Raw genomic sequence first — 21,276 nt, 5'->3', positions numbered from 1 at the left:
CTCTAGGCTCGACCGGTGCCGGACGCGCCCCCCGAGGTCCCCCTCGACTTCGCCCGGGAGTGGGTGGAGTTCCCCGACCCCGCCGACCCCGACCACGTCGTCCGGGCCGACCTGACCTGGCTGTCGTCGGCGTGGACCTGCGTGTTCGGCCGCGGCTGCGCCGGCGTGGTGCCCGGTCGCCCGGACGACGGCTGCTGCAGCCACGGGGCCTTCTTCTCGGACGCCGACGACCTCGCCCGGGTGACCGCGGCCGTCGCCGACCTGACGCCCGGGGACTGGCAGCTGGCCGCCGCGGGCCGTGCCGGCTGGACCGAGGAGGACGACGCCGAGGACGCCGGGGGCGACGCCGGGGACGGTGGGGACGACGGCGGGACCGGCCGCGACCCGGTCCGCTCGCTGCGCACCCGGCTGGTCGACGGGGCCTGCGTGTTCCTCAACCGGCCGGGGTTCCCCGGCGGGACCGGCTGCGCCCTGCACCGCATGGCGCTGCGCGAGGGCCTGCACCCGATGCTGACCAAGCCGGACGTGTGCTGGCAGCTGCCGGTGCGCCGCGAGCAGGAGCACGTGGACCGGCCCGACGGCACGCGGGTGCTCGTCACGAGCATCGGGGAGTTCGACCGGCGCGGGTGGGGCCCCGGCGGGCACGACCTGCACTGGTGGTGCACCGGGTCCCCCGCCGCGCATGTCTCCCCGGAGCCCCTGGTGGCCACCTACGCCGCCGAGCTCACCGCGCTGGTCGGGGCCGCCGCCTACGCCGAGCTGCGCCGGCTCGCCGAGGCCCGGCTGGACGCCGGGCTCGTCGCGCCGCACCCGGCCAGCCCCGCCCCGGTCCCGGTGACCCTGCACCGCCGCCGGCCGGGGGAGGGTCCCCCGTCCGGGGTGCCGGTGCGCTGACCACGCGGGGCGCCGCCACTACCCTTCCGGGGACGGATCCACGAGCGGACGGCGGACCAGTGATCGAGGGACACGCGGTGACGGGCGCCCCCTCGTCCGGTGACCGGCACGGGCCGGGGCGGGGCGACAACGCCTTTCTCGCCCTCGTGCGGATCCCGGTCTTCCGCCGGCTGTGGGCGGCGATCACCGTCTCGAGCCTCGGGGACTGGCTGGGCCTGCTGGCCACCACGGCCATGGCCCAGCAGCTGACCCGCGACGAGTCGCTGGCGGTCCAGGGCGCGGCCATCTCCGGGGTGATCCTCACCCGCCTGCTGCCCGACCTGGTGCTCGGCCCGGTCGCGGGGGCCCTGGCCGACCGGCTGGACCGCCGGACGACGGTCGTCGTCGGCGAGCTGCTGGCGATGTCGCTCTACCTCTCGATCGCGGTGACCTACGAGCTCACCTGGCTCTACATCGCCCAGTTCCTCGTCGAGGCCGTCGGGCTGTTCACCAACCCGGCCAAGCAGGCGCTGTGGGTCTCCATCGTCCCGCGGGACCGGCTGGCGGTGGCCAACCAGGTCTCGCTGTTCAGCGTCTACGGCGCCGTGCCGGTCGCCTCGCTGCTGTTCGCGCTGCTCTCCACGCTGGCCCGGGTCTTCCCCGGCGGCACCGAGGGCGGGGAGGCGCGGACCGCCATCGTGGTGGCGCTGGTCGTCAACGCGGCCAGCTTCGGCGTGAGCGCGGCCACCGTGCTGTTCTCCCGGGGGCTCTTCCCGCCGTCCCCCGGCGAGCGCGCCGGGGAGCAGCGCAACGTCTTCTCCCTCGTGGTCGAGGGGGTCGCCTTCCTCCGCGGCCAGCCGTTGATGCGGGCCCTCTACGTCGGCGTCATCGGGGCCTTCGGCGCCGGGGGCCTGACCATCGGCGTCGCCCAGCTCTACGTGGCGACGCTGCAGGCGGGCACCGCGGGCTACGGCGTCGTCTTCGGCACGGTCTTCACCGGCCTGGCCATCGGCATGCTGGTCGGCCCCCGGGTGCTGCCCACGGTGCCGCGGCGCAGCGTCTTCAGCCACGCGATCGGGCTGGCCGGGCTGGCGCTGCTCACCATGTCGCTGCTGCGCGACTTCGTCCTGGCGACGGCGACGGCCTTCCTCGTCGGCCTGTTCGCCGGGGTGAGCTGGATCATCGGCTACACCCTCATCGGGTTCGAGGTCGAGGACCGGCTGCGCGGGCGGGTCTTCGCCTTCGTCATCTCCTCGGTGCGGATCGTGCTGCTGCTGGCCGTCGCGGTCGGCCCCGGGCTGGCCGGCCTGCTCGGCGATCACGCCTTCCGGCTCGGGGACCTCGAGCTCACCGTCACCGGCCCCGGGCTGACCCTGCTGATCGGCGGCGTCCTCGCGCTGGTCGTCAGCGCCTACGCCACCCGGCAGGTGGCGCACCGCTCCCGGCCCCGCCTCCGCGAGCTGCTGCGGCTGCTGTGGGGCCGCTCGGACCTGCTGTCGGCCGCCTCCAGCGGGGTGGGCCTGTTCGTCGTCGTGGAGGGCGCCGACCGGGAGCTGACCCGCCGCTACACCGAGGACCTCGCCCAGGTGCTGCGGGAGACCGGGTGCCCGGTCACCGTGACCTCCGAGCCCAGCGACACCGACCTCGGGCGCCAGGTGCGGGGGCTGCTGTTCCCGCCGTCGCCGACCTCGGGCACCGGTTTCCCGCCGTCCGCCGGGTCCGTGGCCGGCAGCGACGGCCGCCCGGTGGGGGCGCACACGGCGGCGCTGCTCGCCGCCGCCGACCGGGCCCAGCACGTCGCGACCGTCATCCGCCCCGCGCTCGAGCGCGACCGCGTCGTGGTGAACACCCACTACGTGGACACCTCGATCGCCTTCCAGGGCGCGGGTCAGGGGCTGGACGCCGAGCGCATCTTCCGCACCTCGCTGTGGGCCACGCGGGGGCTGCTCCCCGACCTCACCGTGGTGGTGGACGCGCCCGTGACCGCGGCCCCGGACGGCGCGGACCCCGGCGCGGTGCGCCGGGCCTTCCTCGCCCAGGCGGACGCGGCACCGGACCGCTACGTCGTCGTCCCCGGGGAGGTGCTGGACGCGGCCGGCCCCGGCTCGCTGGTCTCCCCGGCCGTCCGGCGGCGGGTGACCTCCCTGGTGGCGCTGCGCTACCCGGCCGCGGCCGGCGGCGAGGACGCAGCGGGCGACGGCAGGGCAGCGGGCGACGACGGAGCGGCCGAGGGCGACGACGGAGCGGCCGGGGGCGGCGGGGCCCCGGCCGGCGACGACCCCGGCGCGCGGCCCCGGCCCGCCGACGCCCCGCCGGTGGGCGCGGCGGCGCGGGTTCCGGGAGCGGCACCGGGCGGCTCCGTAGGCTGACCGGGTGAGCGCACCCGCCCGCTGGAGCACCGCGGACACCGAGGACGTCGTCTGCTGCCTGTGCGGCGTCCCCGGGACGCTCGTGCACGACGTGGCCCCCTTCGGGGTGGTCCGCTGCCCGCGCTGCCGGCTGGTGTTCGTCAGCCCCCGCCTGCGCCCCGAGGCGCTGCAGCGCCTCTACGACGACGCCGGCTACTTCGAGGGCGGGGTCTACGGCTCGGGGGTCTCCACCGACGCGGCGGCACCGGCCTCCGACGGGCGGCTGTCCCCCGCCATGCTGCTGCAGCGCACCTGGACCGCGGGGCGGCTGCGCCTCATCGAGCGTGAGCACGGCCGGCCGCCCGGCGGGCGGCTGCTCGAGGTCGGCGCCGGGTACGGGCTGTTCCTCGACGCGGCGCGCACCGCCGGCTGGACGACCTCGGGTGTCGAGCTCTCCCGGACCGGTGCCGCGCACGCCTCCGGCGCGCTCGGCCTCGACGTCTTCTGCGGCCAGGTGGAGGACGCCCCGCTCGAGCCGGGGTTCGCCGTGGTCTGCGCCTGGGACACCGTCGAGCACGTGCCCGACCCGCTGTCGTTCTGGCGCACGGTCCGCTCGCTGGTCGCCGACGACGGCGTCGTGCTGTTCTCCACGCCGTACTGGTCCTCGCTGCCCGCGTGGCTGCTGGGCACCCGCTGGTGGACCCTCAAGCCGACCGAGCACATCTGGCACTTCACCCCGCGCACCCACGCGCTGCTGCTGGCCCGGGCCGGCCTGGCCCTCACCGGTGTGGTGCGCAGCCCGCTGGCCGCGGCCAACGCCGGCCGGCTGGACTCGCTGGTCGGCGTCGCCCGGCCGATCCCCGGCGCCTGACGATCGGCCCCGGGGGGCCGGTGCGCCCTCGAGGCGTTCCCGCGGGCACGCCTCGAGCCCACCGGCCTGCCGGCGTTCCCGCGGGAACGCCGGCACCCCGCGGACCGGCCGGCCGGTGCCGGTGCCGCGCCGGGCCCGCGGAGCGTCCTCCCTCAGGCGGCGCGGTCGTCGTCCCCGACGGTGACCGCGGCCCGGAAGGTCTGCCGGTAGGCCCGCGGGGACACCCCGCGGCGCCGGGTGAACTGGTCCCGCAGGCCGGCCGCGGTGCCGAAGCCGACCAGCCGGGCGACCTCCTCGACCGGGGCGTCGCTGTTCTCCAGCAGCGCCTCCGCCGCGGCCAGGCGCTGGCCGAGCAGCCACGCGTGCGGGGTGGTCCCGGTGGTGGCCTTGAACCGGCGGGCGAAGCTGCGCGGGCTCATCAGGGCCCGGCGGGCGAGCAGCTCGACGGTGATCTCCTCCGCCAGGTGCCGCTGCGCCCAGTCGAGCACCGCCCCGAGCAGGTCGTCCTCGCAGGCGGGGACCGGCGCGTCGATGAACTGGGCCTGCCCGCCGTCCCGGTGCGGCGGGACGACCATCTCGCGGGCGAGGGCGTTGGCCGCGGCCGCGCCCCACTCCCGGCGGACGACGTGCAGCAGGGCGTCCACGCCGGCGGCGGTGCCCGCACCGGTGATGATCCGGCCGTTGTCGACGTAGAGCACCGTCGGGTCGACCCGCACCGCCGGGTAGCGGGCGGCCAGCTCCCCCGCGTACTTCCAGTGCGTGGTGGCCCGCTGCCCGTCGAGCAGGCCGGCGGCGGCGAGCACGAAGGCGCCGGTGCACTGGCTGATGATCAGCGCGCCGTTGGCGTGCGCAGCGCGGAACGCGTCGAGCAGCTGCGGTGACGGGACGCGGCTGAACAGCTCCCAGGCGGTGATCGTGACGATGTCCGACGCCGCGAGGCGGTCCAGGCCGTGCTCGACGGTCATCGGGATGCCGGTGTCGGTGCGCACGACACCCGGCTGCTCGGTGACGAGCCCGAAGTCGAACCGCGGCAGGCCGATGGCCCGCCGGTCGTAGCCGAAGACCTCCGCGGCGACTCCGAGCCCGAAGGACCCCACCAGCCCGTCGGCCACGACGGTGCTGACGACGAGGGGACGGTCGCTCCGGGTCATGCGCCCAGTATGGCAGGAACGACGCGGTAGGCGTCAGTCCTGCCACTCGTGCGGTTCGGGCGGTCGGCGCAGGCTCTCGGCATGTTCCTCATCACCTGCCCCGTGACCGGCACCGACGAGCTCGTCGCCGAGCGGCGCATCCGCTCGGTGGTGAACCACCCCACCCACATCGCCCTGCACGTCGAGTGCCCGTGCGGCGAGCTCCACGTCTACCGGACCGGCCGGCGGTGGACCGCTGCGGCTCAGCGCCGCACCGCCGACGCCGACCGCGCGCTGGTCGGCGTCTGAGCCCCGCCCTGCGGAGCAGGCCGGATGGGCCTACCGTCGAACACATGAGCGACGACAGGACCAACACCGGCGCGGCCGGCGACCCGACCGCGGAGAAGGACCCGTCGGACTGGGTGACCGGCGACGAGCCGGCCACCGGGGCCCAGCAGAGCTACCTGCACACGCTGGCCCGCCAGGCCGGCGAGGAGGTCCCCGACGACCTCACCAAGGCCGAGGCCTCGCAGCGGATCGACGCACTGCAGGACGAGACCGGCCGGGGGCAGTGACCCGGCCGGCCCCGCTGCCGAGCCGGGCCGGTACGGCTCGGCGCCCGCCGGGGACGGCACCTGGCCGCGGATGCCCGCGCGGAGCGGGGCCCGCAGGGTCCCCGACGAGCGGAGCGAGCGCACGGCTCAGCGGCGGCCGGGGACGGCTCCTGGCCGCGGTCGGAGGCCGGTAGGCCGACCATGGGCCAGGCCGGTGGGCCGACCATGGACACCGCGTCACGCCTCGAACTTGTACCCCAGGCCGCGGACGGTCACGAGGTGGCGGGGGTTCGCCGGGTCGGGCTCGATCTTGGCGCGCAGCCGCTTGACGTGGACGTCGAGGGTCTTGGTGTCGCCGACGTAGTCCGACCCCCACACCCGGTCGATCAGCTGCACCCGGGTGAGGACCCGCCCGGCGTTGCGCAGCAGCAGCTCGAGCAGGTCGAACTCCTTGAGCGGCAGGGCCACCGTCTCCCCGTCGACGGAGACCACGTGCCGCTCGACGTCCATCCGCACCGGGCCGGCCTCCAGCGTGGCCTCCACGGGCGCCTCGGCGTCGCCCCCGCGGCGCAGCACGGCTCGGATGCGGGCCACCAGCTCGCGAGCGGAGTAGGGCTTGGTCACGTAGTCGTCGGCGCCGAGCTCGAGCCCGACGACCTTGTCGATCTCGGCGTCCTTGGCCGTGAGCATGATGATCGGCACGCTGCTCCGGGCCCGCAGCGAGCGGCACACCTCGGTGCCGGGCAACCCGGGCAGCATGAGGTCCAGCAGCACGATGTCGGCGCCGCCGCGGTCGAACTCCGACAGCGCCTCGGGACCGGTCCCGGCGACGACGGCGTCGAACCCCTCCTTCCGCAGCATGTAGGACAGCGCATCGGAGAAGGACTCCTCGTCCTCCACCACGAGCACTCGCGTCATGAGCGTCCCTTCGAGACGTCGGCGGCGACGGCGTCGCCGGCTGGGGCATCGGGGTCGTCCGCGGGGCGGGCGGCCAGGGGGATGCGCAGGGTGAACGTGGAGCCGAGGCCCTCCTCGCTCCACACGGTCACCGCGCCGCCGTGGTTGCTGGCGACGTGCTTGACGATCGCGAGGCCGAGGCCGGTACCCCCGGTGCTGCTGGCCCGCGACTGGTCCACCCGGTAGAAGCGCTCGAAGATCCGGGAGCGGTCCTTCCGCGGGATGCCGATCCCGCTGTCGGTCACGGTGATCTCCGCGAAGCCGGACCGGGACCGGGCCCCGACCGCGATCCGGGTGCCCTCGGGGCTGTAGGTCACGGCGTTGGCCAGCAGGTTGGTCACCGCGGTGGCCAGCTGGGACTCGACCCCGCGGACCACGAGCCCCTGCTCGCCGCCGGTGGCGATGGGGATCCGCTTCGCCGACGCCGCCAGCCCCGTCCGGTCGACCGCCTCGGCGACGACGCGGTCGACCTCGACCGGGACCAGCTCGGGCATGGGCTCGCCGCCCTGCAGGCGGGACAGGTCGATGAGCTCGCGGACCAGCCGGCCCAGCCGGTCGGCCTCGTGGCTCATCCGGCTGGCGAACCGGCGCACCGTCTCGGGGTCGTCGGCGGCGTCCTCGATCGCCTCGGCCAGCAGGGACAGGGCACCCACCGGGGTCTTGAGCTCGTGCCCGACGTTGGCGACGAAGTCCCGGCGGACGGCCTCCACCCGGCGGGCCTCGGTGACGTCCTGGAGCACCAGCGCGACCGGCCCCGTGCCGGGACCGGGCCCCGCGGCCAGGAGCAGGCCGTGCACCCCCACCATGCGCGGGCTGGACCCGACCAGCGCCCCGGGCAGCGGCACGTCCGTGCGGGGCCGGCCGCCGTCGCGCGCGGCGCGGGCGATCTCCAGCAGCTCGGGGACCACCAGGCGGGTGTCGCGCACGATGCCGAGGCCGCGCGCGGCCCGGTTGGCGAGCACCACGACGTCGGCGGCGTCCAGCAGGACGACGGCCGGGTCCATGAGGTCGACCAGCCGGCGGGCCAGGACCGCCTCCGGAGGCGGGGCCGGCAGCGGCGCCGGCGGCCTCGGGCCCGGCCGGGCGTGGAGCAGCAGGACGGTGGCGACCAGGGCGCCACCGACGACCAGGCCGACCACGAGGGCGACCGTGGGGCTCACGACCGTGATGCTAGGCGGCCGCGACCCTCCGTCATCGCCCGTCCGGGTGGTGGACACCTGGGACGGGGACTGTTCACGCCGCGGTGCCCGGCCGTTCACCGTCCCGGCCGCCAGGGGGCAGGCGCTGGACCTACCCTCGACGGAGAGTGCGCCCGCGACGTCGAACCCACGGCCCGCGGTGCCAGCTGCCCACGGCCGCGGCCGGCCGGCCGACGAGGAGGACACGGTGCGCCAGCACTACCACGAGGAACTCGACGACATCAACAACTGCCTGGTCGAGATGACCAACGCCGTGGGCTCGGCGATGAGCAAGGCCACCACCTCCCTGCTCGACGCCGACGTGGACCTGGCGAACCTGGTCATCGAGGGCGACGGGCCCATCGACGACATGCGCACGAGCATCGAGGAGCGCTGCTTCACGCTGCTGGCCCGGCAGGCCCCGGTGGCCACGGACCTGCGCACGATCACCGCGGCGATGCGGATCATCGCCGACCTGGAGCGCATGGGGGACCTCGCCGTCCACGTGGCCAAGCTGGCCCGGATGCGCTTCCCGGACCGCGCCGTCCCGCAGGAGCTGCGGCCGATCTTCCTCGAGGCCGGGCACGTGGCCGAGAGCCTGGTCCGGCAGACCGCGTCCGTGATCGCCGAGCTCGACGTCGACGCCGCCGCGGCGCTCGAGGCCGACGACGAGCTCATGGACAAGCTGCACCGGCAGCTCTTCGCCGAGCTGCTCGCCAACGACTGGTCGCACGGCATGGAGGCGGCGATCGACATCACCCTGCTGGGCCGGTACTACGAGCGCTTCGCCGACCACGCGGTGAGCGTTGCCCGCCGGGTGGTCTTCCTGGTGACCGGCGAGCGGGAGATGCACGCCACCGCGACCTGACCCGGGCGCCCTCGGCAGACCGCCCGGCGCGCGGGCCCCGCCGAGGGCGCCGGCTACTTCCGGCCCTGGTTGCGGACCGCCTCGATGGCGGCCGCGGCCGCGGCCGGGTCCAGGTACTCGCCGCCGGGCCGCACCGGCCTCAGGTCGTCGTCGAGGTCGTAGCGCAGCGGGACCCCGGTCGGGATGTTCAACCCCACCACCTCGTCGTCCCCCATGCCGTCGAGGTGCTTCACGAGGGCCCGCAGGCTGTTGCCGTGCGCGGCCACGAGCACCGTCTGGCCCAGGCGCAGGTCGGGCACGATCGCGTCGTACCAGTAGGGCAGCATCCGGACGACGACGTCCTTGAGGCACTCGGTCGCCGGCCGGGCCTCCGACGGCAGGAACGCGTACCGCGGGTCGCCGTCCTGGGAGAACTCGCTGCCGGGCTCGATGGGCGGCGGCGGGGTGTCGTAGGAACGGCGCCACGTCATGAACTGCTCCTCGCCGAACTCGGCGAGGGTCGCGGCCTTGTCCTTGCCCTGCAGCGCGCCGTAGTGCCGCTCGTTGAGCCGCCAGGAGCGCTTGACGGGGATCCACTGCCGGTCGGCCTCGTGGAGGGACAGCTCGGCGGTCATGATCGCCCGGCGCAGCAGCGAGGTGTGCGAGACGTCGGGCAGCAGGCCGTGCTCGGCCAGCAGCCGGCCACCCGTCGCGGCCTCCTCCCGGCCCTTCTCCGACAGCGGCACGTCCACCCAGCCGGTGAACAGGTTGGCCTTGTTCCACTCGCTCTCGCCGTGGCGGAGCAGCACGAGGGTGTAGGTCGAGGACGACGTGGTCACGCCGCCATCCTGCCCGACCCCGCCGGGACCGGCCTCACGCGGTGAGCAGCGGCCAGAGCACCCACAGCTCGAAGGCCGCCGGCGGCAGCAGCCCGGCCAGCAGCCAGGGGCTGCGCACCCGGCGCACCGCGCCCCAGCGCAGCGCCGCCACCGCACCGACGCTGCAGGCGATGCCGACGCACAGCCAGACCACCACCGCGGCCACGTCGACGACGAGCAGCTGGGCGACCAGCAGCCGCACCGAGGCCAGCACGAGGGGGTAGGCCAGCGCCGAGGCGGCGACCACCCCGACGCAGGCCCGCACGAAGCGCTCCTGCCCCGTCAGCTCCTGCACCAGCGTCACGCTAACCGCTCCCGGGCGCCCGCGCGGGGCGGTGTCGCCCGGTGGGGTGCCGGGCACCCGCTGGGCGTCCGACCCGGGGGGCCGGCGGCCGCCGGCGCCGGTGACCTACCGGCGGGACGGCGCGGCGACCTGCTCCGGCCGGCGCCCGGGCAGCCAGGTGAACACGACCACCGCGGCCACGGCCGAGGCGGTCGCCGTCCCCAGGGCCGTGACGTGCATGGCCGAGACGAACGCCTCCCGGGCGGGCTCGACCAGCGCCCCGGCCGCCGCGGCCAGCTCCTCGTCCCCGCCGGCCCGGGCCCGCGCCAGCGCCTCCAGGGTGGCGACGACGGAGGTCCGGGCGTCGGCGCGGACGTCGGCCGGCAGCACGTCGAGGGCGTCGCCGAGCCGCGCCGCGTAGGTCGCCGACAGCAGCGAGCCCAGCGTCGCCACGCCGAGCGCGCCACCGACCTGGCGCACCGAGTTGTTCACCGCCGCCCCGGCGCCGGCCTTGTGCCGCGGTACCACCGACATGATCGACTCCGTCGTCGGGGCCATGACGGCGCCCATGCCCAGGCCCTGCACGCTCAGCACGGTCAGCAGCAGCGGCAGCGGCGACCCCCCGTCGAGCAGCTGGAACCCGAGGAACGACGAGCCGATGAGCACGAAACCGGTGCCGACGACGGCCTTCGCGCCGAAGCGCTCGGCCAGCCGCGAGCTCTGCGGGGCCATGAGCGACATGCCGAGCGCCACCGGGATGAGCGCGGCGCCGCTCTCCAGCGGGCTGTAGCCGCGGACCCCCTGCAGGTAGTAGACGAGGTAGAAGGTCGCGCCCATCAGCGCGAAGAAGTTCAGCCCCAGGGCGGCCGCGGCGGCCGAGAAGGCCGGGTTGCGGAACAGCGTGACGTCGAGCGCGGGGTGGGTCGAGCGCTTCTGCAGCCAGACGAACAGGCCCAGCAGCAGCAGCCCGCCCAGCAGCGGGACGAGCACGCCCGGGGACGTCCACCCGGCGCCCGAGCCGCCGTGGATGATCCCGTAGACCAGCCCGGCCAGGGCCACGATCGACAGCAGCACGCCGGGGACGTCGAGCCGGCCGGGCGCGGGGTCCCGCGACTCGGGGACCAGCGTCAGCGCGCCCGCGATGCCCAGCAGCGCGACCGGGACGGGGATGAGGAAGATCGCGCCCCACCAGAAGTGCTCGAGCACCGCGCCGCTGGCCAGCGGCCCGCCGGCCACCGCCAGCCCCGCCGCACCGGCCCACACCCCGATGGCCCGGCCGCGCTCGCCCGGCGGGAACACGTTGGTGATCACCGCCAGGGTCGCCGGCTGCACCGCGGCCCCGCCGATGCCCATGACCGCCCGCCACAGGATGAGCTGCCAGGGGCTGTCGCTGAAGGCGCCGAGCACCGAGGCCACCGCGTAGATCGACAGCCCGATCAGCAGCACGCGGCGGCGGCCGATCCGGTCCCCGACCACGCCCCAGGAGAACAGCAGCCCGGCGAAGACGAGGATGTAGGCGTCGATCGCCCACTGCAGCTGCCCCTGGGTGGCGCCGAGCTGGCGCTGCAGGGTCGGGATGGCCACGTTCAGCGTGGTGTTGCCCATGATCACCACGAGCAGGCACAGCGTCATCGTGCCCAGCACCCACCAGCGGCGGGCGTAGCCGGGTGGGAGCTCCGCGTCCTGCGGGGCCGACGTCGCGCGGTCGGTGGCGGTCACGCCCCGCCGTCCGCGGACCCCCTGCCGCGCCGGCCGGGGTCGACGAAGTCGGCGAACGCCTCCAGGTTGGCCAGGGACTCCCCGCGCGCGACCCGCCACTCCCACTCCCGGCGGATCGAGGTGCCGAAGCCGATCTCCAGCAGGGTGTTGAAGTGGTCGTCGGCGTAGCTCAGCACCGCGCCGAGGACCCGGTCGAGCTCCTCGGGCGTCACCGCGGCGTGCGGCAGCCGGCCGGTCAGGTAGACGTCCCCGACGGCGTCGATCGAGTAGGCCACCGCGTACATCCGGGCGTTGTGCTGCAGCAGGTAGGTCCACAGCTGCTCGCGGTTCTCGTCCGGCTGCCGGCAGACGAAGGCCTCGACGCGCAGCGAGTGCTCCCCCACGACCAGGCCGCAGACCGTCTTCAGCTTCCTGGTGCCGGGCAGGTCGACCAGCCAGCGCCCGGGGGCGGGGTGCTCGTGCACCAGCTCGGCGTCCCGGAGGGTCTGCCCGACGACGGCGTCCAGCTCGTCGACCACCCGTCGTCCGCTCACCGCACCTCCCCGACCGTGCTCAGCGTGCCACCTGCGCGCCCGGGACCGGGAGGACCGCGCCCAGCGCCCGCGCGGGCCGCAGCACCGGCACCCGGCGCAGCGCCGCGGCGGCGGCCATCTCCGCCCCCGCCGCCGTGTACGCCTCCACCAGCGCGTCCACCGTGCGGTCCCAGGAGAACGTGCCGGCGTGCCGCCGCGCCCCCGCCGAGAGCAGCTCCCGGCGGCCGAGCACCGCCCGGATGGCGGCGGCGTAGTCGGCCGGCTCGCGGGTGCCCACCAGGACCCCGGAGACGCCGTCGCGCACCGCGGTCGGCAGCCCGCCGACGGCCGCGGCGACCACCGGCGTGCCGCACGCCTGCGCCTCCAGGGCCACCAGCCCGAAGGACTCGTTGTGGCTGGGGACGACGGCGACGTCGGCAGCCCGGTAGTGCAGCGCCAGCCGCTCGGCGTGCTGGGGCGGCAGGAAGCGCACGCGGTCGCCGATGCCGAGGCGGGCGGCCATCTCCTCGAGCCGGCGGGGCGCGTCCAGGCCCGACCCGCTCGGCGCGCCGACGACGTGCACCTCGAGCCGGTCGCGCAGCGCCGGGTCCTCGGCGAGCATGCGGGCGGCGGTCTCCAGCAGCAGGTCCGGGGCCTTGAGCGGCTGGATGCGGCCGACGAAGAGCAGGACCACGGCGCCGCGCGGCACCCCCAGCTCCCGGCGGGCCGCCGCGCGGTCCCCCGGGCTGAAGCGGTCGAGGTCCACGCCGGGCGGGACGACCAGGGTGCGGCGCGGGTCGGCGCCGTAGTGCTCGACGAGCTGGCGGGCCTCGTCGTCGGTGTTGGCCACGAGCCGGTCGGCCTCCGCGACCACCTGCTCCTCGCCGATCACGCGCGCCCGCGGCTCGGGGGAGTCGCCGGCGGCCAGCGCGGCGTTCTTCACCTTCGCGAGGGTGTGCGCGGTGTGGATGAGCGGCACGCTCCACCGGTCGCGGGCCAGCCAGCCGACCTGCCCGGAGAGCCAGTAGTGCGAGTGCACGACGTCGTAGTGGCCTGGCTCGTGCTGCGCCTCCTCGCGGAGCACGGCCGCGGTGAAGGCGCACAGCTGTGCCGGCAGCTCCTCCTTGCCCAGGCCCTCGAACGGTCCCGCGCTCACGTGCCGCACGGTGACGCCGGGGGTCATCTCGGCCACCGGGGGCAGGTCGCTGGAGGTGGCGCGGGTGAACACCTCGACCTCGATGCCCCGCGCGGCCAGCCGCCGGGAGACCTCGACGACGTAGACGTTCATCCCGCCGGCGTCGCCGGCGCCGGGCTGGTCGAGGGGGCTGGTGTGCACCGAGAGCGTCGCCACCCGCCGGGGCGCGGCCGACCGGTGACGGCGGCGAGCGGCCACGTCCGACCTCCCGCCCTCGCTCCTGGTCGGGGCACCGGAGGCACCCGCTCGACTCCTCATCCTGCACCAGCGCCAGGATCGTCCTCATGGCCGACCCCTCGTCCCAGTCTGCATCCGCCTCCGCCGACCTGCCCGGTGCGGGCCGGACGGCCGTCGTGACCGGCGCCTCCAGCGGCATCGGGGCGGCCACCGCACGGCGGCTGGCCGCCGAGGGCTTCGACGTCGTCGTCGGGGCCCGCCGGGTCGACCGGCTGACCGCGCTGGCCGAGGAGACCGGCGCCCGCGCGCTGCCGCTGGACGTCACCGACCCCGCGTCGGTGGACGCCTTCGTCGACGCCCTCGACCGGGTCGACGTCCTGGTGAACAACGCCGGCGGCGCCTTCGACGCCGCCCCGGTCGCCGAGGCCGACCTGGGGTCCTGGCAGCGCACGTACGAGGTGAACGTGCTGGGCACCGTCCGGCTGACCAAGGCGCTGCTGCCGGCGCTGGTGGCCTCCGGCGCCGGCGACCTGCTGTTCGTCGGCTCCACGGCGGGGCTGATCAGCTACGAGGGCGGGGCGTCCTACACGGCCGCCAAGCACGCGGTGCACACGCTGGCCGAGACCCTGCGGCTGGAGCTGTTCGACCAGCCGGTCCGCGTGGTGGAGATCGCACCCGGCATGGTGAAGACCGAGGAGTTCACCCTCAACCGGGTGCAGGACCGGGAGAAGGCCGAGGCGGTCTACCGCGGGGTGCGCGAGCCGCTGGTGGCCGAGGACGTCGCCGACTGCATCGCCTGGGCGCTGACCCGCCCGCACCACGTCAACGTCGACCTGCTCGTCGTCCGCCCGCGGGCGCAGGCCGCCCAGCACAAGGTGCACCGCGAGGGCTGAGCCCGGGTCTCCCGTCGCGTCCCGGGCCGCCGTCGCGTGCCGGGCCGCCGTGATCATGGGGTTGTCGCACGTCGGCACGCCGCCGTCGGCGCGTCGACCGGCAAGAAGCCCATGATCACGGCCGGAAGGGTCAGGGATGGATCGCCGTGGGCTCGCGCTCCAGGGTCACGCCGAACCGCTCCTGCACCGCGGCGATGATCTTCTCGGAGAAGGCGAGCAGCTCCTCGGCGGTCGCACCGGGTTCGGTGGTCAGCGCGAGGCTGTGGCGGGGGGAGGTCCCCACCCGGCCGTGGCGCGTGCCGCGGCCGAAGCCGGCGTGCTGGACCAGCCAGGCGGCGCTGAGCTTGACCGCGCCGTTCCCGGAGGGCCAGCTCGGGCAGCCCTCGACCGCCCGCTCCGCCGGGACGACGGGGTTGGTGAAGAACGAGCCCGCGCTGCGGCTGGTGGGGTCGGCGAGGTCCCACACCATGCCCTTGCCGCGGCGCAGCTCCAGCACCGCGGCGCGGACGGCGGCCAGCGGGGCGCGCTCCCCCAGGTCCACGCCGAGGGCGCGCGCCAGCTCGGCGTAGCCCACCGGCCGGGAGAGCTCGCCGGGCTCCAGCTCGAGGGAGACGGTGAGGACGACGAACCGGCCGGGCTCGCGCTTGAGCCGGCTGTCCCGGTAGGCGAACCCGCACTCCGCGGGGGTGAGCACGTGCTCGGTGGCCGCGACGCGGTCCCAGACGCGGACGGCGGTGATGACCTGGCCGACCTCCTGGCCGTAGGCGCCGACGTTCTGCACCGGCGTCGCCCCGGTCGACCCCGGGATGCCGGACATCGCCTCCAGCCCGGCCAGCCGCTGCTCGACGGTGTGCGCGACCAGGTCGTCCCAGGGCTCCCCGGCCTGGACGACCAGCCGGCTCCCGGTCCGCTCGACGCCCCGGCTGCGCACCACCACCACGTCACCGGGCCACCCGGCGTCCGGGCCGATCAGGTTGGACCCGCCGCCGAGGACCAGCAGCGGCCGCCCCGCGGTGTCGGCGTCGCGGACGGCGGCGACCAGCTCCTCGGGGTCGGTGACCTCCACCAGCCGGTCGATCGGCCCGCCGACGCCGAGGGTCGTCAGGTCGGCGAAGCGGGCGTCGTGTCGGACCTGCACGGCACCACGCTAACCGCGACTACGCTCCGGACCGGTGAGCGAGGCCGGCGGCGGGGACCACAAGCGCCGGGCCAGCCTCCCCCGGAAGGCGAACCCGCGGCTGGCCGCCGGCCGCGCCCGCGCCCTGGGCCTGCCGACCCGCGGCACCACCAACGCCAACCGGCTCCGCCGCGTGGACCGCTGGCTGCTGGCCACCCAGGTGCCGCGGCTGCGCGACGCCGCCCGCCCGCTGGTGGTCGACCTCGGCTACGGCTCGTCGGCGGTGACCACGCTGGAGCTCGCCGACCGGCTCGGCCCGGAGGTGCACGGCCTCGAGGTGGTCGGCCTGGAGATCGACCCGCTCCGGGTGGCCGCCGTCCGGGCGCACCGCGACCCGCCGCGCGTCGACTTCCGGGTCGGCGGCTTCGAGCTCGCCGGCCTGCGGCCGGTGCTGGTGCGCGCCTTCAACGTGCTGCGCCAGTACGACGAGGAGTCCGCGGCGCGGGCGTGGACGACGATGAGCGCCGGGCTGGGGCCGGGCGGGCTGCTCGTGGAGGGCACCTGCGACGAGTGGGGACGGCGGGCGGCGTGGGTCGCCCTGGACGCCGACGGCCCGCTGACCCTGACGCTGTCGGCCCGGGTGGCCGACCTCGACCGCCCCTCGGACCTGGCCGAGCGGCTGCCCAAGGCACTCATCCACCACAACGTGCCGGGCCGGCCGGTGCACGCCTTCCTGCAGGCGTTCGACGCGGCCTGGGCGGCGGCCGCGGGGCTGTCGACGTTCGGGCCCCGGCAGCGCTGGACCGCCGCCGCCCAGGCGCTGGTCGACGGGGGCTGGCCGCTGGTCGGCGCCACCCGCCGGTGGCGGCACGGCGAGGTCACCGTGCGCTGGTCGGCGGTCGCGCCGTCCTGACCGGCGGCCCGCGTGCGGGGTGCGGCACGATGTCGGCCGTGCCCGTGGACGAGAGCCTGCACCGCGGCCGCCTGGCCGCGATCGCCCGGGAGGGCGAGCGGTTCGGCGCGCTGGCCGGCGAGGTCGCGGCCGGCCGCACGGCCGCGGCGGGGTGGGGCGCCCCCGTCCCGTGGGTGCCGGCCTGGGACGTCCGGGCCCTGGTCGCCCACCTGGGCACGGTGCACCGCTGGGCCACCGCGATCGTCGCCGCGGGCACGACCGACCCGCCGACGGCGCGGCCCCAGCCACCGGCGGAGGGGCTGCTCGACTGGTACGCCGAGGGCCTGGCCGGCCTGCTCGCGGTGCTGGAGGCCACCGATCCCGGGGCGCCGTGCTGGCACATGAGCCCGGCGGCGGAGCGGGTGGCCGCGTCGTGGGCCCGCCGCCAGGCGCACGAGGTGGCGGTCCACCGCACTGACCTCGAGGTCGCGGCCGGGCTGCCGGCCGGGGACGTCGCGCCGGACCTGGCCGAGGACGGTGTCGACGAGGTGCTCACCGTGGTCGTGCCGCGCTGGGCGCACCTGCCCGGGCCGGCCGCGGCCCGGGCCACCGTCGCCGTCACCTGCAGCGACACCGGGCGGGGGTGGTCGGTCACGCTGGACCGCGGGGCGGTCGGCGTCGTCCCGGGCGGCACCGGTGCGGCGGACGCCGCCGTCACCGGGACGGCGAACGCGCTGCTGCGGCGGCTGTGGGGGCGGCCGGCGGAGGTGACGGTGCGCGGCGACCGGGCGGCCGAGGCGCTCCTGCGCGGCCGGTGAGCCGCCGCGACCGGGACGGCGACGGGATCCTGCCGGGGCGGACGCCGGTCGACGGCGGGCTGGCCGAGCTGCTGGGTGACGCCGACCGGGACGGCGCGTGGGTGCTCCTGGTGGACGGGACCCCGCAGTCGCACGTGGACCTGGCCGACCCCGCCCACCTGGAGTTCGAGTACGTGCGCCGCGCGGGCCACGTGCTGGACCTGGCCGCGCCCGCGGGCGAGCCGGTGGACGCGGTGCACCTCGGTGGCGGCGCGCTGACCCTGCCCCGCTACCTGGCGGTGACCCGGCCCGGTTCCCGCCAGCGGGTGGTCGAGCTCGACCAGCGGCTCACCGACCTGGTCCGCGCGCGCCTGCCGCTGCCCCGCGGGGCACGGGTGCGGGTCCGGGCGGCGGACGCACGCGAGGGGCTGGCCGCGCTGCGGGCCGCCTCGGCCGACGTCGTGGTCAGCGACGTGTTCGCCGGGGCGCGGACGCCGGCGCACCTGACGACGGTCGAGTACGTCGCCGCGGCCCGGCGGGTGCTGCGCCCGGGCGGGGTGCTGGTGGTCAACGTGGCCGACGGCCCGCCGCTGGCCTTCGCCCGCCGACAGGTCGCGACGCTGGCCGCGGTCTTCCCCGAGGTCTGCCTGCTGGCCGAGCCGGGCACCCTGCGCGGCCGCCGCTTCGGCAACCTGGTGGCGGTCGCATCGCACGCCGCCCTGCCCGTGGACCGGCTGGTCCGCCGCTGCGCCGCCGACCCGATGCCCGCGCGCGTGGTGGCCGGGGACGACCTGCGGCGCTTCGCCGGCCGGGCGCGGCCGGTGCACGACGCGGACGCCGTCCCGTCACCCGAGCCGCCGGACGGCGTCTTCAGCAGGTGAGCCTGCACGCGGCCGCCGTAGGGTCGGGGCATGACGACGCCTGTCTACCGTGGCCCGCTCCGGCGCGACATGCAGCACAAGATGATCGCGGGGGTGTGCGCCGGGCTGGCGCGCCGGTACAACCTCTCCCGGTCGGGGCTGCGGCTGGCGTTCGTGCTCTCCACGATCCTGCCGGGGCCCCAGTTCATCGCCTACCTGGTGCTGTGGATCGTCATCCCGCCGGACACGCGCCGCTGAGGCCGGAGGTCACCAGCTGGTGCCACCCCGGCGCAGCTGGCGGACGGCCGGCCGCACGTCGACGAGGTAGACGACCGCGGCGATGATCGCCGGCAGGCCGAGGAAGCTCATCGGGCCGACCCAGAAGACGACGAGCAGGGCCAGGCCGGTGATCGCCGCCCAGGCCGGCTTGGTCAGCTTGCCCGCGGCCACGTAGCCGGGGGCCGGGCGCACCAGGGCGTCCACGAACGCCCAGGCGGTCAGCGCCAGGGCCCCGTAGTACAGGCCCAGGAAGACGACCCCGTCGAAGGACAGCATGCCCGGAGGGTACCCGCCCGCGGGGCCCTGACCGAGGACTCGCGCGGACCGCCCCCGGACGCGCGCAGGCCCCCGGCCGCGGAGGGCGACCGGGGGCCTGCGGGAGGGAGACCTGGGTCAGGCGTCCTTCTCGCTGGTGCGCTTGGTGGTGCGGGTGCGGGTCACGCGGGCGGTGGTGCCGGGGGTCCGCTTGCGGGCCGGCGAGGACTTCTTGGCCGGGCTGCGGCGGGCCGGGGCGGCCTTGGCCTCGACCTTGGCCTCGTCCTTCGCCGTGTCCTTCGCCGCGTCCTTGCCCTCGCCCTCGACCTCGTCGAGGGCGGCCTTGGCGGAGTCGGCGACCTCGGCGGTCTTCTCCTCGGCCTTGTCGGCGACCTTGGCCGCGCGGGCAGCCGTCTTCTGCGCCACGGAGGTCACCTCGTCGGAGGCCTCGGTGACGGCCTCGGCGGTGTCCTCGAGGACCTCCTCCAGGGTGTCCTCGACGGTGTCGACCGCGCGCTCGGCGCGGGCGACCAGCGTGCGGAAGGACGGCTGGCGGCGCAGCTCCTCGACGACCTCGCCGCCGCGGACCGCGAGGGTCTCGATGGTGGCCACGGCCTGGGTGCGGGCGGTGCTCACGAGCCCGGCGACGGTGCCGGCGACGGCGTCCGGGCGGACGGCCGCGGCGAACGAGCCGACGGAGGTGCGGGCGTGCTGCACCGTGCCGCGGGCGCGCTGGGCGGCCTCCTCGGCGCGGGTGCGGGCCTCCTTGGCGGCCAGGTCGACCTGGACCTGGGCCTCGCCGGGCAGGGCCTCGGCGCGGCTGCGCAGCTGCTCGACGACGGTCCGGGCCCGCTCGACGGCGAGGTCACCGGCGCCGACGGCGGCCAGCAGGACGGTCTTGTTCTGGACGGCGACGGTCTCGCCGTACTTCTTCAGGTTCTCGGTGGGGGTCATGCCGACTCCTCGTGGGTGCGGGACGGGGTGGTCTCGGGGGTGGCGGGCACGGGCCGGCCGGCCGCGTGCTCGCGCACGTAGGTCTCGTACAGCTCCAGCAGCACGGCCCGGTGCCGCTCGGACAGGGCCGGGTCCGACCGGATGGCCGCGACCGTGTCGGGCGTGCCCGCGCGGCGGTCGAGGATCCCGGCCTGCTCGTACAGCGTCTCGGCCGAGATCTCCAGGCCCTTCGCGATGGCGGACAGGATCTCCGCCGAGGGCTTGCGCAGCCCGCGCTCCACCTGGGAGAGGTAGGGGTTGCTGACCCCAGCGGCGCGGGCGAGCTCCCGGAGGGACACCCGGGCGGCGCTGCGCTGCTCCCGGATGAACTGGCCGACCTGGGAGCCGACCGCGGACACGTTGGACCGCTCGGTGGCGACCGTCCCCGCGACGTCGGCCGCGAGCTGGTCCACCTTCTCGCGGACGGTGGTCACCTGCCCGCGGACGAAGTTCCCGGGGTTCTGCACGTCCTCGACGCTAACCGCGGGTGCTAGCAACTGCAAGCGGTCCTGCTAGCAGGGCGGGGTGAGGTCCGTCACCCCCGGCGCGCCAGCCTTGACCGGTACCAGCGACGGCGGCTCAGCCCGCGAGCGCCGCCGCCGCGCGCACCTCGCCGACGACGCCGTCCCCTCCGCTGACCGCGGTGAGCGCCCACGGCGTGAGCAACGCCGGGTCCACGCCCAGCCGGGCGAGCCCGGCGCAGAGGGCGGGGGTGCGGCCGCGGTCCCCGCCGTCGGCCAGCTTGAGGGCGACCGCCCCGCGCCCCGGGACGGCGGCCACGTGCACGCCGTCGGCCCCGCCCTTGACGAGGAGGCCCTCGACGGCGCGCATCAGGTCGGTGTCCTCCCGGCCGGTGCCGGCGACGAACCAGGGGTGCGCCCGCATGGCGTCGGCGACCGACCGCTCCGGCGTCCCGGCCGGCGCCTCGACGAGCGAGGACACCCCCCGGGCCAGCCCGGCGAGCGGCAGGGCGTGCTGCGGTGCCCCGCACCCGTCGACCACCACGGCGGCGACCGGCGTCCCGGCGGCCTCGCCCAGCCGCGCCTCGACCGCCCGCTGCAGCGGGTGCCCGCGGTCGAGGTAGCCGGCGGTGGGCCAGCCGGAGGCGACGCAGGCGGAGAGCATCGCGGCGTGCTTGCCCGAGCAGTTCATCGCCGGCCGCTCCGGCGCCCGCCCGGAGAGCAGCCACCCGGCCCGGGTGCGCTCGTCGGAGGGCAGCGCCGGAGGGCAGCCCAGGTCGTCCGGGCTCAGGCCCGCGGCGGCCAGCATCCCGGCGACCAGGTCGCGGTGCGCGTCCTCGCCGGAGTGCGAGCCGGCACCGATGGCCAGCTCCTCCCCCGACCGCGGCGCCCAGCCGGCGGCCAGCAGCGCGGTGGCCTGGACCGGCTTGTTCGCCGAGCGCGGCAGCACCGGGCGGTCGACGTCCCCCGCCGCGAAGCGCACCTGCCCGTCGGTGCCGACGACGACGAGCGCACCGCGGTGCACCGACTCGAGGAAGCCCGAGCGCCAGACCTCCACCAGGACCGGCTCGTCCGGCCAGCCGGCCGAGGGCACCGGCGCCGACCCGGGACGGCTCACGCTGGTCATGCCCCCGCCCCGTCCCGAGGCCCCACCTGGCCACCCCCCAGGGCCCCGCCCCGAGGCCCCACCTGGCCACCCTTCAGGGCC

The 21,276-nt window shown here is 76.5% G+C and carries 24 protein-coding genes; 11 read left to right on the top strand and 13 right to left on the bottom strand.

What is annotated here, in order from left to right:
- Positions 1–15 precede the first annotated feature (15 nt).
- The 3 genes from D0Z06_RS26830 to D0Z06_RS01180 all read left to right on the top strand — a co-directional run bounded on the left by D0Z06_RS26830 (position 16) and on the right by D0Z06_RS01180 (position 4,092).
- Positions 16–894, top strand: coding sequence for a hypothetical protein (locus D0Z06_RS26830; protein ID WP_117375548.1), 879 nt, complete (start codon positions 16–18; stop codon positions 892–894).
- Between the two features lie 77 nt (positions 895–971).
- A complete protein-coding gene (locus tag D0Z06_RS01185; RefSeq protein ID WP_158579849.1) occupies positions 972–3,242 on the top strand; it encodes a bifunctional MFS transporter/dTMP kinase in 2,271 nt (756 codons plus the stop codon).
- A 4-nt stretch (positions 3,243–3,246) separates the two neighbouring features.
- Positions 3,247–4,092: a class I SAM-dependent methyltransferase gene (locus D0Z06_RS01180; protein WP_117375546.1), complete on the top strand. Its 846-nt coding sequence runs from the start codon at positions 3,247–3,249 to the stop codon at positions 4,090–4,092.
- A gap of 152 nt (positions 4,093–4,244) precedes the next feature.
- Here D0Z06_RS01180 and D0Z06_RS01175 read toward each other — a convergent pair whose 3' ends face one another.
- The gene (locus D0Z06_RS01175) at positions 4,245–5,243 is read right to left on the bottom strand and encodes a helix-turn-helix domain-containing protein (protein WP_117375545.1); all 999 of its coding nucleotides are present in this window, start codon (positions 5,241–5,243) and stop codon (positions 4,245–4,247) included.
- Between the two features lie 81 nt (positions 5,244–5,324).
- Between D0Z06_RS01175 and D0Z06_RS01170 the strand changes: the two genes are divergently transcribed.
- Both D0Z06_RS01170 and D0Z06_RS01165 read left to right on the top strand, forming a co-directional pair.
- Positions 5,325–5,531 (top strand): hypothetical protein, encoded by a 207-nt coding sequence (locus tag D0Z06_RS01170; protein WP_117375768.1) that lies wholly within the window; start codon positions 5,325–5,327, stop codon positions 5,529–5,531.
- Between the two features lie 44 nt (positions 5,532–5,575).
- A complete protein-coding gene (locus tag D0Z06_RS01165; protein WP_117375544.1) occupies positions 5,576–5,797 on the top strand; it encodes a DUF3072 domain-containing protein in 222 nt (73 codons plus the stop codon).
- Between the two features lie 216 nt (positions 5,798–6,013).
- Here the strand turns inward: D0Z06_RS01165 and D0Z06_RS01160 are convergent, their stop codons facing one another.
- Together D0Z06_RS01160 and D0Z06_RS01155 are read right to left on the bottom strand one after the other, a co-directional pair.
- On the bottom strand, positions 6,014–6,694 hold the full coding sequence (locus D0Z06_RS01160; RefSeq protein ID WP_117375543.1) for a response regulator transcription factor: 681 nt from the start codon (positions 6,692–6,694) through the stop codon (positions 6,014–6,016).
- Positions 6,691–7,893: a sensor histidine kinase gene (locus D0Z06_RS01155; protein ID WP_199522053.1), complete on the bottom strand. Its 1,203-nt coding sequence runs from the start codon at positions 7,891–7,893 to the stop codon at positions 6,691–6,693. The genes D0Z06_RS01160 and D0Z06_RS01155 overlap by 4 nt, the downstream gene beginning before the upstream one ends.
- 226 nt (positions 7,894–8,119) lie before the next feature.
- Here D0Z06_RS01155 and phoU point away from each other — a divergent pair, with 226 nt between their 5' ends.
- Positions 8,120–8,779: a phosphate signaling complex protein PhoU gene (gene phoU, locus D0Z06_RS01150; protein ID WP_117375542.1), complete on the top strand. Its 660-nt coding sequence runs from the start codon at positions 8,120–8,122 to the stop codon at positions 8,777–8,779.
- Between the two features lie 53 nt (positions 8,780–8,832).
- On the opposite strand, the gene D0Z06_RS01145 is transcribed toward phoU, so the two are convergent.
- From D0Z06_RS01145 to mshA, 5 genes are all read right to left on the bottom strand, one after another.
- Positions 8,833–9,597: a phosphoglyceromutase gene (locus D0Z06_RS01145; protein ID WP_117375541.1), complete on the bottom strand. Its 765-nt coding sequence runs from the start codon at positions 9,595–9,597 to the stop codon at positions 8,833–8,835.
- A gap of 34 nt (positions 9,598–9,631) precedes the next feature.
- Positions 9,632–9,931 carry a hypothetical protein gene (locus D0Z06_RS01140; RefSeq protein WP_147331965.1) on the bottom strand — a complete coding sequence of 100 codons (300 nt, stop codon included), beginning with the start codon at positions 9,929–9,931 and terminating at the stop codon, positions 9,632–9,634.
- Between the two features lie 114 nt (positions 9,932–10,045).
- On the bottom strand, positions 10,046–11,638 hold the full coding sequence (locus D0Z06_RS01135) for an MFS transporter (protein WP_117375539.1): 1,593 nt from the start codon (positions 11,636–11,638) through the stop codon (positions 10,046–10,048).
- Positions 11,635–12,171, bottom strand: coding sequence for a YbjN domain-containing protein (locus tag D0Z06_RS01130; protein ID WP_117375538.1), 537 nt, complete (start codon positions 12,169–12,171; stop codon positions 11,635–11,637). The genes D0Z06_RS01135 and D0Z06_RS01130 overlap by 4 nt, the downstream gene beginning before the upstream one ends.
- Positions 12,172–12,190: 19 nt before the next feature.
- The gene (gene mshA, locus D0Z06_RS01125; RefSeq protein ID WP_233517374.1) at positions 12,191–13,543 is read right to left on the bottom strand and encodes a D-inositol-3-phosphate glycosyltransferase; all 1,353 of its coding nucleotides are present in this window, start codon (positions 13,541–13,543) and stop codon (positions 12,191–12,193) included.
- Between the two features lie 86 nt (positions 13,544–13,629).
- Here mshA and D0Z06_RS01120 point away from each other — a divergent pair, with 86 nt between their 5' ends.
- Complete coding sequence (locus D0Z06_RS01120) at positions 13,630–14,415, top strand: SDR family oxidoreductase (protein WP_117375536.1); 786 nt, start codon at positions 13,630–13,632, stop codon at positions 14,413–14,415.
- A 130-nt stretch (positions 14,416–14,545) separates the two neighbouring features.
- On the opposite strand, the gene D0Z06_RS01115 is transcribed toward D0Z06_RS01120, so the two are convergent.
- Entirely contained in the window at positions 14,546–15,553 is a 1,008-nt protein-coding gene (locus D0Z06_RS01115; RefSeq protein WP_117375535.1) for a UDP-N-acetylmuramate dehydrogenase, read from the bottom strand.
- Positions 15,554–15,587: 34 nt separating this feature from the next.
- Here D0Z06_RS01115 and D0Z06_RS01110 point away from each other — a divergent pair, with 34 nt between their 5' ends.
- The 4 genes from D0Z06_RS01110 to D0Z06_RS01095 are packed head-to-tail and all read left to right on the top strand — an operon-like array spanning position 15,588 to position 18,339.
- A complete protein-coding gene (locus D0Z06_RS01110; RefSeq protein WP_199522052.1) occupies positions 15,588–16,445 on the top strand; it encodes a class I SAM-dependent methyltransferase in 858 nt (285 codons plus the stop codon).
- 38 nt (positions 16,446–16,483) lie between these two features.
- A complete protein-coding gene (locus D0Z06_RS01105; RefSeq protein WP_158579848.1) occupies positions 16,484–17,242 on the top strand; it encodes a maleylpyruvate isomerase N-terminal domain-containing protein in 759 nt (252 codons plus the stop codon).
- Positions 17,239–18,102 carry a spermidine synthase gene (locus tag D0Z06_RS01100; protein ID WP_117375533.1) on the top strand — a complete coding sequence of 288 codons (864 nt, stop codon included), beginning with the start codon at positions 17,239–17,241 and terminating at the stop codon, positions 18,100–18,102. Before D0Z06_RS01105 ends, D0Z06_RS01100 begins: the two co-directional genes overlap by 4 nt.
- Before the next feature lie 30 nt (positions 18,103–18,132).
- A complete protein-coding gene (locus D0Z06_RS01095) occupies positions 18,133–18,339 on the top strand; it encodes a PspC domain-containing protein (RefSeq protein WP_117375532.1) in 207 nt (68 codons plus the stop codon).
- 9 nt (positions 18,340–18,348) lie between these two features.
- Here D0Z06_RS01095 and D0Z06_RS01090 read toward each other — a convergent pair whose 3' ends face one another.
- The 4 genes from D0Z06_RS01090 to D0Z06_RS01075 form a co-directional block, all read right to left on the bottom strand.
- Positions 18,349–18,636 carry a DUF2516 family protein gene (locus D0Z06_RS01090; RefSeq protein ID WP_117375531.1) on the bottom strand — a complete coding sequence of 96 codons (288 nt, stop codon included), beginning with the start codon at positions 18,634–18,636 and terminating at the stop codon, positions 18,349–18,351.
- A 117-nt stretch (positions 18,637–18,753) separates the two neighbouring features.
- Positions 18,754–19,569: a hypothetical protein gene (locus D0Z06_RS01085; protein ID WP_117375530.1), complete on the bottom strand. Its 816-nt coding sequence runs from the start codon at positions 19,567–19,569 to the stop codon at positions 18,754–18,756.
- The gene (locus D0Z06_RS01080) at positions 19,566–20,075 is read right to left on the bottom strand and encodes a helix-turn-helix domain-containing protein (RefSeq protein ID WP_117375529.1); all 510 of its coding nucleotides are present in this window, start codon (positions 20,073–20,075) and stop codon (positions 19,566–19,568) included. The genes D0Z06_RS01085 and D0Z06_RS01080 overlap by 4 nt, the downstream gene beginning before the upstream one ends.
- Before the next feature lie 112 nt (positions 20,076–20,187).
- Complete coding sequence (locus D0Z06_RS01075) at positions 20,188–21,195, bottom strand: asparaginase (RefSeq protein ID WP_117375528.1); 1,008 nt, start codon at positions 21,193–21,195, stop codon at positions 20,188–20,190.
- Between the last annotated feature and the right edge of the window lie 81 nt (positions 21,196–21,276).

It is taken from the genome of Geodermatophilus marinus (assembly GCF_003428645.1).
Classification (GTDB): Bacteria; Actinomycetota; Actinomycetes; order Mycobacteriales; family Geodermatophilaceae; genus Geodermatophilus.
The sequence above is the reverse complement of the archived record's forward strand: the minus strand, read 5'-3'. Positions and strand labels throughout refer to the sequence as shown.

Bases quoted from the DNA above. Each gene is read 5' to 3' on its own strand.
- D0Z06_RS01170 (WP_117375768.1), top strand. From the start codon at position 5,325: ATGTTCCTCATCACCTGCCCCGTGACCGGCACCGACGAGCTCGTCGCC.
- D0Z06_RS01085 (WP_117375530.1), bottom strand. From the start codon at position 19,569: ATGACCCCCACCGAGAACCTGAAGAAGTACGGCGAGACCGTCGCCGTC.
- D0Z06_RS01075 (WP_117375528.1), bottom strand. From the start codon at position 21,195: ATGACCAGCGTGAGCCGTCCCGGGTCGGCGCCGGTGCCCTCGGCCGGC.
- D0Z06_RS01160 (WP_117375543.1), bottom strand. From the start codon at position 6,694: ATGACGCGAGTGCTCGTGGTGGAGGACGAGGAGTCCTTCTCCGATGCG.
- D0Z06_RS01120 (WP_117375536.1), top strand. From the start codon at position 13,630: ATGGCCGACCCCTCGTCCCAGTCTGCATCCGCCTCCGCCGACCTGCCC.
- D0Z06_RS01165 (WP_117375544.1), top strand. From the start codon at position 5,576: ATGAGCGACGACAGGACCAACACCGGCGCGGCCGGCGACCCGACCGCG.
- D0Z06_RS01095 (WP_117375532.1), top strand. From the start codon at position 18,133: ATGACGACGCCTGTCTACCGTGGCCCGCTCCGGCGCGACATGCAGCAC.
- D0Z06_RS01090 (WP_117375531.1), bottom strand. From the start codon at position 18,636: ATGCTGTCCTTCGACGGGGTCGTCTTCCTGGGCCTGTACTACGGGGCC.
- D0Z06_RS01175 (WP_117375545.1), bottom strand. From the start codon at position 5,243: ATGACCCGGAGCGACCGTCCCCTCGTCGTCAGCACCGTCGTGGCCGAC.